A 13,874-nucleotide genomic window follows, 5' to 3' on the forward strand; every position below is an offset into this window, starting at 1 on the left:
CATCCAGCCAAGGACGGTCCGATGAACCTGCGCCACGCCCTGCTGCCCACTGCCCTGACCGTACTGCTTGCCCCCGTGGCAAACCTTGCGGCACAACCGCAAGCCCCCAGCACACCGCTGACCACCGGCAGCGTGCGCCTGGATATTGCCAGCGGTCGCGTCGAGGGCGACATCTGCGTGACCCACCTGCCAGCCGATTCACGGGGCTCGTTCGCACTCAACGCCGGCCTGAATGTTGCGCGGGTCACCGATGGTGACGGCAAAGACGTGGCCTTTGGTGGTTGGTACGAACCCGGCGTGGACGGCGAGGCACGTGTCTACACCCTGGCCGAACCCACCGCCAAGCTCTGCGTGCAGTATGTCGGCGCGTTTCCGCGCTACCCGAAGCACGATGCCATTGACGACTTCAAAGGCATGATGGCCTTCAACGGCGACAGCGCCCGGTTCACCGAACAATCCGCATGGCTGCCACTGGCATTCGACCCCAAGACCCGCGTGCGCAGCCGCGAGAGTCGTTACGACATGCAGGTAGACTGCAACGGCTGTCGGTTCCTGTATCTCAACGGCAGCCCGGCCATTGAAGGCGCACAAGGCCGCTTCCGCAGCGATATCGCCCGGCCGATTCTGCTGTTCGGCGGCAGCGGCCCGATCACCCGCACCGCACAGGTCACCCTGCTCAACGAGAGCCTGCCCGCGGCCAAGGTCGATGCGCTGTCCAACGCGGTACAGAAAGTGGCCGAGGCCTATACGCGCTACATGGGCGTATCGCCGGCCGAGCGCCCCACCTTCCTGCGCATGGTCACGCTTGACCAGGTGGAGCGCGACCGCCGTGGCAACGAGTGGGGCTTTGCCGCCTGGCCGACCATTGCGATGAGCGGCAGCATCGGCAACGTGGCCGACTCGCTGCTGGCGGGTGGCGAACGGGCCGAGCGGCGCGTGCAGTACATCGCACACGAAATGGGCCACTACTATTTCGGCACCTTGAACCAACCGCAGGGCGCCTACTATTGGTTCCTGCTCGAATCCAGCGCCGAGTTCCTGTCGATCAAGGCGCTGCGCGAGGTCAGTGGCGATGCCGCCGCGGATCGCTACGTCGCGCGGCTGCAATCGTCCATCGACAAACAGGACAAGCCCCTACCGGCATTGGACAGCATCGATGCCAGCGCCAATCTGGGCGAGCTGTATCGCTACGTCTACGCGCCCTTGCTGCTGCTCTCGCTGGAACAACAGGTGGGCGAAGCGAAGATGCAGGCCTTCATGCGCGGCCTACTGGCTGCGCCCTCCCCCAACGATTGGGCCGAACTGCGAAGCATTGCGATGAAGGCCGGCATCGACGCCAAGGCCTGGAAACAGTGGCAAGCCAGCTGCGTGTCAGGCGGAGCGCCACGCTGTAGATCCACGCCACGCGTGGACGCTCCTCCTCAGCGCCCCATCACTTCAGCCGTTCAACCAGCCGCTGGCCCACTTCCAGCGCCGACGCCGGGTTCTGCCCGGTGATCAGCTCGCGATCCACCACCACATGGCCGGTCCACGGCGTGGTGTTGCTACTGAACTTCGCACCCGCCCGCTGCAACGCGGTCTGCGGATAGAACTTCATTTCACCGCCGCCCAGCATCGGCTTGGCCTGCTCTTCTTCCTGGTTGCTGATCGCCGTCATCTGGTAACCCCTGTAGATCCACTTCGGGGTGGCCGGCACGGCGCCCGCTTCCAGCTTTGCTCGTTGATGGGGACTCGGCCGGGTGAGCCCCGGGCCAGGCAAGGCTCTCGGAGCGCTCATGCCGCGCAGGGGCACTTTGCCTGAGTACCAAGGGTCATATGTCGCTTGCGCCGCTATTCCATGGGTAGAATTGGCCAAATTCTGTCGTATAAGGCCATGCCATGGAACACCCTCTCGTCGAGGTTCGGGGCGCTGCCCAGGCGCTCCGGGAATTCGCTGAAGCCCGTGATTGGGCACAGTTCCATTCCCCGAAGAACCTCGTCATGGCTCTCTCCGGCGAAGTTGGAGAGCTGAACGAGGTCTTCCAGTGGATGACGGAGGCCGACTCGTTCAATGCCGCGTCCTCTGAAGCCACCGCCAAGGCCGTTCGAGAAGAGATCGCCGACGTAGCCCTGTATCTCATCCGGCTGTCGGACGTGCTCGGCATCGACCTCAATGAAGCGGTCAGCAGCAAGCTGGCCATGAATGCCGCCAAGTACCCGGTCGATCTTTCGCGGGGCGTCAGCACCAAGTACAACAAGCTGTCTCAGCCATGATCGTCTATCAGGCAGACAAGGACGCCTTCCTTCGCCACTGCAATGATGAGGAAATCGAGGACGTCATCCTCGCCAGCTACAAGGCGGCCACCAAGGGCCATGTGGGTGAGTCCGAAATCCGCTCCTGGCGCGAGTCACTGAGATACGTCGCACGTGCACTGAACCACCCGTCCATTCCCGGCGACATCGGCGTGGCGGTTGAGTTCGTCCTGCCTCAGTCGCGGAAGCGTATTGACGTTCTCCTGACCGGCCACACCGAAGACGGCTCGGCGCACGTCATCATCGTCGAGCTCAAACAATGGTCGGTCATCAAGCAGTCCAATCGCGACGCCATGATCGAGTTGCGGCCCGGAGACCTTCGAGTCCATCCCAGCTATCAGGCATGGTCCTACGCTTCATTCCTTGAGGGCTTCAACGAAGCGGTCCATGTAGGAAAGCTCCAGCTTCATCCCTGCGCCTATCTGCACAATTATCAGTCGGACGGTGTGATCGACTCACCCCATTACCGGCCCTACATCCAACGCGCACCGCTCTTCCTGAAGGGCGCGGGCGACCTTGAGGCGCTGCGCGCTTTCATCAGCCAGCACACCAGCAAGGGCGATGGCATCCCGGTGCTGGCCAATCTCGACAGTGCCACGATCCGGCCGTCCAAAGCGCTCGCAGACGAGTTGCATCGATTGCTCTCGGGAAATAGTACGTTCACCCTGCTCGACGAACAGAAGCACGTGTTCGAAGCCGCCAAGGCAGCCTGTGCCCAGGCGCACGCGGAGCGGAAACCTCGGGTTGTCATCATTGAGGGCGGCCCGGGTACGGGCAAGTCCGTCGTTGCGGTGAATCTTCTGGCCGCGGTGCGCGATGGCTTGAACGTCAAGTACGTCTCGAAAAATGCCGCGCCACGCGAGGTCTATAGAAGCGCCCTCAGCAAGTCAAAGGAGAACGATCGCCTCCACCACTTCTTCGGTGGGTCCGGAGCGTACATCAATAGCCCTGAGAACGAATTCGATCTACTGATCGTCGACGAGGCCCATCGGCTCACGGAGCAAGGCGGGTTCTACGGGAACGAGGGTAAGAACCAGATCATGGAGCTGATCAACGCTGCCCTGTGCAGCGTGTTCTTCATTGATGAAGACCAACGGGTCACGCTGAAAGATATCGGCACCAAAGAGGCCATTCGGGATTTCGCAGTCGCCCGTGGAGCGACGGTGGAGGAATACGCCCTGTCCTCGCAGTTCCGCTGTGCGGGGTCGGACGGCTATCTCGCATGGTTGGACGACGTGCTGCAGGTCCGCCCGACCGCAAACACAACGCTGGACGAAGAGAGCTACGACTTCCAGGTATTCGATGATCCGGTCGCATTGCACGCGGCCATCGATGCCAAGAACGCCGATAACCGCGCGCGCGTCGTAGCTGGCTATTGCTGGCCATGGAACAGCAAGAAGAACAGCAAGGACATGGACATTGTCATTGGCAACTACCGACGGCAGTGGAACCTTGGTCAGGACGGAAGCCTTTGGATCGTGTCCCCGAACTCGATTGATCAGGTGGGCTGCATCCATACCTGCCAGGGTCTGGAAGTCGACTACATCGGCGTAATCATCGGACCGGATCTGATCATGGAAGACGGCGCCCTCAAGACGGTCCCTCGTGCGCGTGACCGGCACGACAAGACGATGAAGGGGTATGTGAAGCTATCCCAGTCCGATCCTGCACACGCTGCCGCGTTGGCCGAAACCATCATCAAGAACACCTACCGCACCTTGATGACTCGAGGAATGAAGGGATGCTACGTCTACGCCACCGATCCGCAGGTCGCCGCGTATTTAAGGGGCCGACTGCGGCGTGCGGCAACCATCGAACAGGTGGTTGAGCTGGAAGCCTGATCAGCTTCATTTGACAGAACGTCCGGATCTTTCCCGCGCAGTTCGCGGGGGATTCTCCTCGACGACAAGCACGCTGATCCAATTTGCTTACTTCAACCGCTCAACCAGCCGCTGCCCCACTTCCAGCGCCGAAGCCGGGTTCTGCCCGGTGATCAGCTCGCGATCCACCACCACATGGCCGGTCCACGGCGTGGTGTAACTGCTGAACTTCGCACCCGCCCGCTGCAACGCGGTCTGCGGATAGAACTTCATTTCACCGCCGCCCAGCATCGGCTTGGCCTGCTCTTCTTCCTGGTTGCTGATCACCGTCATCTGGTAGCCGCTGTAGATCCAATTCGGGGTGGCCGGCACGGCGCCCGCTTCCAGCTTTGCCACGAAACCGTTGGAATCCGGCAGCGTGGACAGCAGCGCGATCGGCCCGTGGCAGACCAGCGCGGTGGTCTTGTTGCGCTGGTGGAAGTCGGCCAGCAAGCGGCCGAGCGCCGGGCTCTTCAGCAGGTCCTGCATCGGTGCGTGGCCACCGGGAATGTAGACCGCATCAAAACGCGCGTAGCCCTGCTGCTCAACGCGCGCCAGGCTGACCACCGGCGAGGCCGTCGACGAGGTCAGCGCCAGCTTCTCCATCAGATCCTTATGCAGCTTCAACTGCGCGGCATCGTTGCCGAAGTACGCCGCCGTCACCGATGACGCATCCACCGTCGGCGCCCGCCCCTGCGGCGTGGCGAAGGTCACCTCATGGCCTGCATCCAGCAGCAGCTTGACCGGCTGCATCAGCTCGTTGAGATAGAAGCCGGTGGACAGTACCTCGCCGTCCTTCAGGTCCAGGTGGTTCTCGTCGGACAGCACCACGAGCACGTTGGCGGCATGGGCGCCGGTGGCGGCCAGGGTCAGGGCGAGCGCTGCGGCGAGCCGGGTCATCAGGTTCATGGGGTAGCTCCACTGGGAATGGTGGCTACTTTATTCATCGCTCACGCAGCGATAAATTGGCCTTCTCGCAAAAGATCTGTTCCCCGGAGAGCCAAATGAGCCGCAAGTTCGACTACCTCGGCGATGTGGAGGTATTCCTGGCGGTGGTCGAGCACGGCTCGTTCACTGCCGGCGCCGTGGCGCTGTCCACCACGCCCTCGGTGCTGAGCCGTGCGGTCACCCGCCTGGAAGCGCGGCTGGGCCGGCAGCTTCTGCAGCGGACCACCCGCCGCGTGGGCCTGACCGACGCCGGGCGGCTCTACCTGGAACAGGTGCGCACCGCCTTCGGCCTGCTGGACGACGCCGAGCGGGACGTGCAGGGTCAGGACGGCGCGCTGGCCGGCCGCGTACGCCTGAGCGTGCCGACCACCTATGGCCACTACCGGCTGCCGCCCGTGCTGGCGCGCTTTGCGCAGCAGTACCCGCAGGTGCAGGTGGAACTGAACATCACCAACCGCAATGTGGACCTGGTGGCGGAGGGCTTTGACTTGGCGATTCGGCTGGGGCAGCTGCCGGATAGCGGGCTGGTGGGGCGGAAGCTGGAGGACGCGCCGCTGCTGCTGGTGGCTTCGCCGGAGTACCTGGAGCGCCGGGGTACTCCGCAGACGCTGGACGATCTGGAGCAGCACCTGTGCCTGCCGTTTGTGATGCCGCGGACTGGACGGTTGGCGCCGTGGGTGTTTCGGGATGGTGGGAAGGATGTGGACTGGGTACCGCGTTCGTCGATCGAGACGTCTGACGATGTGCTGGGCGTGGTTTCTCTGGCCACGCAAGGCATTGGAATTTGCCAGAGTTATGAGTTCATCGTGCGGGAGCGCTTGCTGCGTGGGGAGCTTGTGGAGGTGCTGCCGCAGCTGCGCGGGCGGTCGAGGCCGTTCTCGGTGATTTATGCCCCGCATCGGCGGCAGTCGGCTGCGGCACGGGCAATGATTGAGTTGCTGGTGGGAAATGTGGCGAGCGTTGAGGACGGCGTTGGTTGAGGCTGCCATGTGTGTTGGCGGTGTCGGCTTGGACCGCATTTCAAGCTGTGCGGCTGATCTACCGCCTTTGCGGTCCGCTGTGGATTGAATGGTGTTTTAAAGGAGATAGCCGAGCTACCCGCTTGATGCATTGCCGGCTTCGAAAACGAGGCTCGGACTGGGTGGGTAGCCTGCGCGAGCCCATCTATCCGTTAATCTTGCTACGCGAGCAACAAATTAGCTGGAAAATTTGCAAAAACCGCACGGGAACTGCCACCGAATCGATATGGATAGAAGTCAAGCTGAAGCCCAAGCGAACCACCTTCGTGCGCGGAGCTACAAGGGGAGTGCGCTACTGAAGTGCCGCCGGATCATGAGTTTTGGCAGGAAATAGCATGCTAACCGAGCCCTGCCCCGTCGATTCAAAGACATGGCCTATAAAGACGAATAGGAACAGGCAAACATCCCCGCATACGCGAGCAGCCGTTGAAATCTGCTTCACTGAAGCGTTCGACAAAGCTGATTCTCATCAACTTCCTCGATCATTTACGCATCAGAAATCTGCAGAGGTCTCATCCTTTTGGCCACGGGAGCGAAAAGGCTTAGGTCGACCAGAGAACTGAACATTAACCCCGGCCGACTTCAGCTGAAGATCACCCAGGAAGTCGAGGTCAACGACGGCTCGACTGCAACTATCAATTGAGCTCGAGAAGCGAACTACTGCCTCTAACCGTGCGCTCCTGCTAGCATTGTGGATATCTTCAATGGGGGGAGTGTGGATGCAAACCAAGGTGTCACAATGGTGGTCTTCGTTTAGGAAGACGCGAGGCGCAAGCCCGTGGGTGTATGTGGTACCGACTTTACTGTCTGGCTTGGTGTTGGCGACTCTATTTGCGCTGGGACCGCTCGTCCAAGCAGTAGTAGTGGCACTCGTCTCTGGAGAGTCGTCATCGCTTTACGACAGTGAAAACGTTGGCCCTCTCGTTAGCTTCAATGCATTCCTAACGACGGCCCTATGGCCCCCGTACCTAGTAGGCGGGATATTCTCGGCAACTGCAATGTTGCTGGCGCCCACGAAGAGGACAGTGATCGCCTCGGGAACGCTTGCAATTGGCCTATCGCTCACTGCTATTGACTTATCATCAGGCATACCAGACGGATTAGCAGCTTCGGTGCTGTGCAACTTCGCAGCGGGGGGGATTCTTGCAACTTTCACAGTGATTCTAATCCTCGACGACCGGATAGGCCGACACATAGCAAATGGAAATGAAAGAGTTGAGAGAATAATCTGGCTACTTTCACCCGCAGCAGGTTATTTTACCCTTGCAGCAGTCCTTTTTCTCGCACTGGGATTCTTGACGAGAATGCCTACAACCCCAGTCAGCTTTCGGCTCGAACCCTCTCTAAATGGCTACTACGTCACGAAGAATGAGGACCATTGCCAACCAAACAGCCAAGATGAATCAAGTAAATGCGATTCATCTGAGAGAGCAGAAAGCGATACATTTGCAATTCTCGGAAAGTTCAGTGAAGCAAAAGGTGGCAGGACGAAATTTCTTGGCGGCGGACCCAGCCTAAAAATTGAGTGGTCAACGAAGATAAAATCTTCCACAAGAGGTTCTGTCTGGGTAACTCAGGGTTGCGTAGCAGCGGACTCCGACTATGGGAAGGCCCTCAAATCCACCCCTATTTACTCTGGCGACATAAACAACCTTACCATTACCGCTGACGATGGACTGAGTGAATTTCGCATCACTCATCCGAACTCGAATAAAATTACCGTCTCAGACGATAACGTTGCGCAATTTTGGATGAACCCATCGCGCGACGACCCAGAAAAAATTGATATAAGCAGATTCCTTGGGAACGGGATTATCAATTTTGATGATAATTTTAGCAGGACAACATTCTCCCTCGGACTAATCTCCCTCACTGGCAAAAAGGAAGGCTCTCCACTAAAGACGCGCAGCGCCACCTACTCAATCAATGGTGATCAAGAGAAAATAATCAAATTCAGCATGTCCCCGGAGATGATTGAAGCAACCGCTGCGATCTCATGTGACGGCCTGGAGGTCACACAGAACGATCAGCACTTAGCTGCGATAACGAAAGTTCCATACATAGGTCTCCTAGTGTCTTTAGAAGCGCCTAAGCAGCTGAGTCTCGAGGACGTAGGCAAACACAATTACGTCACGGTCTCTGGCGCAAATGGGTGGATAGAGAGCACAGGTTATCGCAGGGATCAATTCCATGAGGCAGTTACAGGGGGCAATCTTTCACAGCTATCGCTCATTGGGGTTATGGGAGATTTAGTTGTCGATGGGCAGAATGTCTCCACAGGACCAACGAGCACGCTACAGCTAAGCGGAAAAATGTTCGCTCGCACAGATGGTCCCGCCATACTCGTTGAGGGTGGTGCCGACTATCTCATCCTTAACGGAAAAAGACTTAGTAGTACGAGATGGGAAAGACTGGATACAGGCATAAGAATCCCAATAATTCTCGGAGTACCAACCGCAGCATACTTTCTCCTGAGCTTCGCGAGCGGCACATTGCGGCGGCCAACTCGGATGGTCTGGAGGCTTCCGAGAGCACCCAGCAAGTCAAAATCAAAGTCCCGCCATCGCCGTAGGACTGGACGCTTCCACTGAGGAAGTGAACGTTGCGAAATTGCTCACCCGAACAAAACAAGGGCGCCTTTCGGCGCCCTAGTTTCTTTCAACTCACTCCCACTCAATGGTTGCCGGCGGCTTCCCCGAGATGTCATAAACAACCCTTGAAACCCCCCGCAACTCATTGATGATCCGGTTGCTCACCGTACCCAGGAACTCATACGGCAGATGCGCCCAATGCGCGGTCATGAAATCAATCGTCTCAACCGCACGCAGCGCAATCACCCACTCATAAGCCCGCGCATCACCCACCACGCCCACCGACTTCACCGGCAGGAACACGGCGAACGCCTGGCTGGTCTTGTCGTACAGGTCCGCCTTGCGCAGCTCATCAATGAAGATGGCATCGGCCTTGGCCAGCAGTTCGGCGTATTCGCGCTTCACTTCGCCCAGGATACGCACGCCCAGGCCCGGGCCCGGGAACGGATGGCGGTAGACCATGGTGCGCGGCAGACCGAGCTCGACGCCCAGGCGACGCACTTCGTCCTTGAACAGCTCGCGCAGCGGCTCCACCAGGCCCAGCTTCATGTGCTCCGGCAGGCCGCCCACGTTGTGGTGGCTCTTGATCACATGCGCCTTGCCAGTCTTGCTGCCGGCCGACTCGATCACGTCCGGGTAGATGGTGCCCTGCGCCAGCCACTTGGCGTTCTTCAGCTTGTTCGACTCTTCGTCGAAGATCTCGACGAACAGGTTGCCGATGATCTTGCGCTTGGCCTCCGGGTCGCTCACGCCTTCCAGCGCGCTGAAATAACGGTCGGCGGCATTCACGCGTACGACCTTCACACCCATGTGCTCGGCAAACATCGCCATCACCTGGTCGCCTTCCTGCCAGCGCAGCAAGCCGGTATCCACGAACACGCAGGTCAGCTTTTCGCCGATGGCCTTGTGCAGCAGCGCGGCCACGACGGACGAATCGACGCCGCCGGACAGGCCCAGGATCACTTCGTCATCGCCCACCTGCTCGCGCACGCGGGCGATCTGGTCGTCGATGATGTTGGCGGCAGTCCACAGGGTCTGGCAGCCGCACACATCCACCACGAAGCGGCGCAGCAGCGCCTGGCCCTGCAGGGTGTGGGTCACTTCCGGGTGGAACTGCACGCCGTACCAGCGCTTTTCTTCGTTGGCCATGGCGGCCACCGGAATGCGGTCGGTGGTGGCGGTAATGGTGAAGCCCGGCGGCGCGACGGAGACGTGGTCGCCGTGGCTCATCCAGACATTCAGCTTCGGCTCGCCGCCGTGGTCGCTCAGGCCCTTGAACAGTGCATCGGGGTTGATGACGTTCACTTCGGCGTGGCCGAATTCGCGCTGGTCAGCGGCTTCGGTGGCACCACCCAGCTGGGCAGCCAGGGTCTGCATGCCGTAGCAGATGCCGAAGATCGGCAGGCCGCTGTCGAACACTTCCTGCGGCGCGGCCGGGGCGCCCGGCAGCGTCGTCGATTCCGGACCACCGGACAGGATGATGCCCTTGGCGCCAAACGCCGCGATCTCGGCCGGGTTGTGGTCCCAAGCCCAGATTTCGCAGTAGACGCCCAGCTCGCGGATGCGGCGGGCGATCAGCTGCGTGTACTGCGCGCCGAAATCGAGGATCAGGATCTTGTCGTTATGGATGTTGGTCATTCGGGCGCTCAGGGGTGGGTGTTACAGAGAAGGTGCGCAGCACGCTGGCGGACAGTTCACGCCGCAATTCATCGGCCACCGGGTCCGGTGCGGTCCATCGCACGCCGATGAAGCCATCGGCACGCTGCTCGCGCCGTGGGTAGGGGTCGCCCCACATGCAGGTCTGCAACCGGTCGGCGTCGGCGCTGCTGGTTTCGCAGGCGATCAGCCGAGCATCGGTCATGTTGACCAGCTCCTCGCCAAACCATCGGCCGCCGCTACGCTCGAACTTCGGGTGCTGCGCCGACCAGCCCAGCAGGCGATCGCTCTCATCACGCAGTGACAGCAGTACTGCCGCAGTGTATTCACCCTGCCGGCACACCAGCACGCCATTGAAACTGGATGCGCGCGGCGGAACGAGGCGCCATTGCAGCGCCCCCTGCGGCTCAAGCCGCCAGCCTTGCGGCAGGTCGAAGGTCAGGTTCGGGCAGGACACCCGATTTGCAGGGGCAGCCGCGACGGCTGCGGGTGGCTCGGCAGCGCCGGAGCAACCCGCAACCAGCAGGACCATGCCAAGCAGACTCCCGCCACGGAACCGGTCGGCACGCCGGCCGGCAGTGCGGGGGTGGCTCACGGGACCGGGGCGGGTCGTCATCAGGCGCGGTAGTTCGGCGGTTCCTTGGTGATCGTCACGTCGTGGACGTGGCTCTCACGCTGGCCGGCGCCGCTGATCTTGACGAACTTGGGCTTGGTGCGCATGTCGTCGATGGTGGCGCAACCCACGTAGCCCATGGTGGCGCGCAGGCCGCCCATCAGCTGGTGGATGATGCCGCCCACCGGGCCGCGGTACGGCACGCGGCCTTCGATGCCTTCCGGCACCAGCTTGTCGGCGGTGGCGGCGTCCTGGAAGTAGCGGTCCTTGGACCCCTTTTCCATGGCGGCCAGCGAACCCATGCCGCGGTAGCTCTTGTACGAACGGCCCTGGTACAGCTCGGTCTCGCCCGGCGATTCCTCGGTACCGGCCAGCAGGCCGCCGACCATGATGGTCGAGGCACCGGCGGCCAGCGCCTTGCCGATGTCACCCGAGTAACGGATGCCACCGTCGGCGATGAGCGGGATGCGGTCCTGCAGGGCTTCGGCCACCAGATCGATGGCGGTGACCTGCGGCACGCCGACGCCGGCGACGACGCGGGTGGTGCAGATCGAGCCCGGGCCGATGCCGACCTTGACCGCGTCCGCGCCGCTGTCCAGCAGCGCCAGTGCGGCTTCGCCGGTGCAGATGTTGCCACCGATGACCTGCACGTGCGGGAAGTTCTTCTTGACCCAGGCAACGCGGTCCAGCACGCCCTGCGAGTGGCCGTGCGCGGTATCCACCACGATCACGTCCACGCCGGCGGCAACCAGCGCTTCCACGCGGCGGTCGGTATCACCACCCACGCCGACGGCAGCGCCGACCAGCAGGCGGGTCGACAGATCCTTGGCGGCGTTGGGGAAGTCGGTGTTCTTCTGGATGTCCTTGACGGTGATCAGGCCACGCAGGGCGAAATCATCGTTGACCACCAGCACCTTTTCGATGCGGTTGCGATGCAGCAGCTGCAGCACTTCATCGCTGGCGGCGCCTTCCTTCACCGTGACCAGGCGATCCTTCTTGGTCATGATGTGGCGGACCGGATCGTCCAGCTCGGTTTCGAAGCGCATGTCGCGGTGGGTCACGATACCGGCCAGCAGGCCGTCGCTGCCCACCACCGGCACGCCGGAGATGTTGTGTGCCTGGGTCAGGGCCAGCACGTCGCGGATGGTGGTTTCCGGGCCGACGGTGATCGGGTCGCGGATGACACCGGCCTCGAACTTCTTGACCTTGGCCACTTCCGCGGCCTGCTGTTCCAGGCTGAGATTCTTGTGGATGATGCCCATGCCGCCGAGCTGTGCCATGGCGATTGCCAGGCGGGCTTCGGTGACGGTATCCATGGCCGCAGACAGGATCGGAAGCTTGAGCTTCAGGTCTCGGGTCAACCGCGTTTCGAGGTTGACGTCCTTGGGCAGGATGGTCGAGTGGGCGGGGACGAGCGATACGTCGTCGTAAGTGAGTGCTTCAGCCTGGATGCGCAGCATCGGCATACCCGAGATGTGGGGAAGCGCGACATTTTACCCCTTTTTCACGCCCCGTGGGAGGGGGTGGATGCGACGCAGTGTCGCGCGGGCGGTGATTGGTTCAGGGGGCGGGTACCGCCCTGGTTGCATGAATCCATTGGTGGGTCATGAGACTGCTTTTGGCGGGTCACAGGCCTGCCTTTGGTGGGTCATGGGACTGCTTTTGGTGGGTGCATAGGACTGCCTTTGGTGGGTGCGGACCGTTGGTCCGCACAATCCTTCAGACCCCGATACCCCAGCAGAATCCCCTTCTCCTGAGGATGTGCCGACCAACGGTCGGCACCCACCAGAAGCCAGCCAGCCCGGCCTGTTTTTGGTAGGTGCGGACCGTTGGTCCGCACAATCCATCAGGCACCGATACCCCACCAGAAGCCGGGAATCAGCTCAGCGCTTCGGCCGCTTCCAGGGTGTTCTGCATCAGCGTGGCCACGGTCATCGGGCCGACGCCACCCGGCACGGGGGTAATCCAGCTCGCCCGTTCGGCCGCCGCTTCAAACCCGACATCGCCCACCAGGCGGCCGTCGTCCAACCGGTTGATGCCGACGTCGATCACCACGGCGCCCGGCTTCACCCACTCGCCCGGCACGATGCCCGGGCGGCCCACCGCCACCACCAGGATGTCGGCGTTGCGCACGGCCTGCTCCAGCACGTCCTTCGGGGTGAACTTGTGGCAGCTGGTCACGGTGCAGCCGGCGATCAGCAGTTCCAGGCCCATCGGCCGGCCGACATGGTTGCTCACGCCCACGATGGTGGCGTTGCGGCCGCGCACCGGCTGGTCGGTGTGGCCCAGCAGCGTGGTGATGCCGCGCGGGGTGCACGGGCGCAGGCCGAATTCACGCAGGGCCAAGTGGCCGACGTTTTCCGGGTGGAAGCCGTCCACGTCCTTGCGCGGGTCGATGCGCTGGATCAGGCGGCGCGCGTCGGGAATGCCCGGCAGCGGCAGCTGGATCAGGATGCCGTTGATCTTGGGGTCGGCATTGAGCTGGTCGATCAGGTCGAGCAGTTCGGCCTCGCTGGTGCCAGCGGGCAGATCGTAGTCATGGGCTTCGATGCCGACCTTTTCAGCCGCGCGGCGCTTGTTGCGCACGTACACGGTCGAGGCCGGGTCGCCACCCACCAGCACCACGGCCAGGCCGGGGCGGCTGCCACCGGCGGCCACCCGGGCGTCGACGCGCACCTTCAGGCTGTCGAGCAGGTCCTCGGCAATACGGCGGCCATCGAGGATGCGGGCAGGAAGCTGGGGGGCGGAGTCAGTCATCGAATGCGGGGGCAGGCGGCGGCGGGGACGCTATTGTCCCTGATTCAGGCCCCCTCGCCCACCGGCGCGAGGCCGGACATGCCAGGTAGTGGCGGGGGGGGGGGGGGGCGCCGCCGGGGGGGGGGCAGAGGGCGCGGCC

The 13,874-nt window shown here is 61.9% G+C and carries 10 protein-coding genes and 1 pseudogene; 5 read left to right on the plus strand and 6 right to left on the minus strand.

Annotated elements, in window-relative coordinates:
• The first annotated feature begins 21 nt into the window (after window positions 1-21).
• Window positions 22-1,497, plus strand: a complete 1,476-nt coding sequence (locus tag IAE41_RS08105) for a hypothetical protein (RefSeq protein ID WP_234458377.1) — start codon at window positions 22-24, stop codon at window positions 1,495-1,497.
• Here the strand turns inward: IAE41_RS08105 and IAE41_RS08110 are convergent.
• Window positions 1,433-1,717: pseudogene (locus IAE41_RS08110) on the minus strand (type 1 glutamine amidotransferase domain-containing protein); the annotation flags it as partial. The gene IAE41_RS08105 and the pseudogene IAE41_RS08110 sit on opposite strands and share 65 nt — an antisense overlap.
• 161 nt (window positions 1,718-1,878) lie before the next feature.
• Between IAE41_RS08110 and IAE41_RS08115 the strand changes: the two are divergent.
• Window positions 1,879-2,253: a nucleotide pyrophosphohydrolase gene (locus IAE41_RS08115; RefSeq protein ID WP_200732728.1), complete on the plus strand. Its 375-nt coding sequence runs from the start codon at window positions 1,879-1,881 to the stop codon at window positions 2,251-2,253.
• Window positions 2,250-4,133, plus strand: coding sequence for a DUF2075 domain-containing protein (locus IAE41_RS08120; protein WP_200732729.1), 1,884 nt, complete (start codon window positions 2,250-2,252; stop codon window positions 4,131-4,133). Before IAE41_RS08115 ends, IAE41_RS08120 begins: the two co-directional genes overlap by 4 nt.
• 87 nt (window positions 4,134-4,220) lie before the next feature.
• On the opposite strand, the gene IAE41_RS08125 is transcribed toward IAE41_RS08120, so the two are convergent.
• Complete coding sequence (locus IAE41_RS08125) at window positions 4,221-5,060, minus strand: type 1 glutamine amidotransferase domain-containing protein (protein ID WP_200732730.1); 840 nt, start codon at window positions 5,058-5,060, stop codon at window positions 4,221-4,223.
• A 95-nt stretch (window positions 5,061-5,155) separates the two neighbouring features.
• On the opposite strand from IAE41_RS08125, the gene IAE41_RS08130 reads away from it, so the two are divergent.
• Window positions 5,156-6,079: a LysR family transcriptional regulator gene (locus tag IAE41_RS08130; protein WP_200732731.1), complete on the plus strand. Its 924-nt coding sequence runs from the start codon at window positions 5,156-5,158 to the stop codon at window positions 6,077-6,079.
• A 902-nt stretch (window positions 6,080-6,981) separates the two neighbouring features.
• The gene (locus IAE41_RS08135) at window positions 6,982-8,709 is read left to right on the plus strand and encodes a hypothetical protein (protein ID WP_200732732.1); all 1,728 of its coding nucleotides are present in this window, start codon (window positions 6,982-6,984) and stop codon (window positions 8,707-8,709) included.
• Between the two features lie 72 nt (window positions 8,710-8,781).
• On the opposite strand, the gene guaA is transcribed toward IAE41_RS08135, so the two are convergent.
• The 4 genes from guaA to folD form a co-directional block, all read right to left on the minus strand.
• The gene (gene guaA, locus IAE41_RS08140; RefSeq protein ID WP_054171531.1) at window positions 8,782-10,347 is read right to left on the minus strand and encodes a glutamine-hydrolyzing GMP synthase; all 1,566 of its coding nucleotides are present in this window, start codon (window positions 10,345-10,347) and stop codon (window positions 8,782-8,784) included.
• Window positions 10,331-10,897 carry a hypothetical protein gene (locus IAE41_RS08145; protein WP_200732733.1) on the minus strand — a complete coding sequence of 189 codons (567 nt, stop codon included), beginning with the start codon at window positions 10,895-10,897 and terminating at the stop codon, window positions 10,331-10,333. Before IAE41_RS08145 ends, guaA begins: the two co-directional genes overlap by 17 nt.
• An 83-nt stretch (window positions 10,898-10,980) precedes the next feature.
• Window positions 10,981-12,438, minus strand: a complete 1,458-nt coding sequence (guaB, locus tag IAE41_RS08150) for an IMP dehydrogenase (protein ID WP_108747812.1) — start codon at window positions 12,436-12,438, stop codon at window positions 10,981-10,983.
• A gap of 418 nt (window positions 12,439-12,856) precedes the next feature.
• Entirely contained in the window at window positions 12,857-13,735 is an 879-nt protein-coding gene (gene folD / locus IAE41_RS08155; RefSeq protein ID WP_079221628.1) for a bifunctional methylenetetrahydrofolate dehydrogenase/methenyltetrahydrofolate cyclohydrolase FolD, read from the minus strand.
• Window positions 13,736-13,874: the final 139 nt, after the last annotated feature.

The organism is Stenotrophomonas sp. S39 (genome assembly GCF_016624665.1).
Taxonomy (GTDB): domain Bacteria; phylum Pseudomonadota; class Gammaproteobacteria; order Xanthomonadales; family Xanthomonadaceae; genus Stenotrophomonas.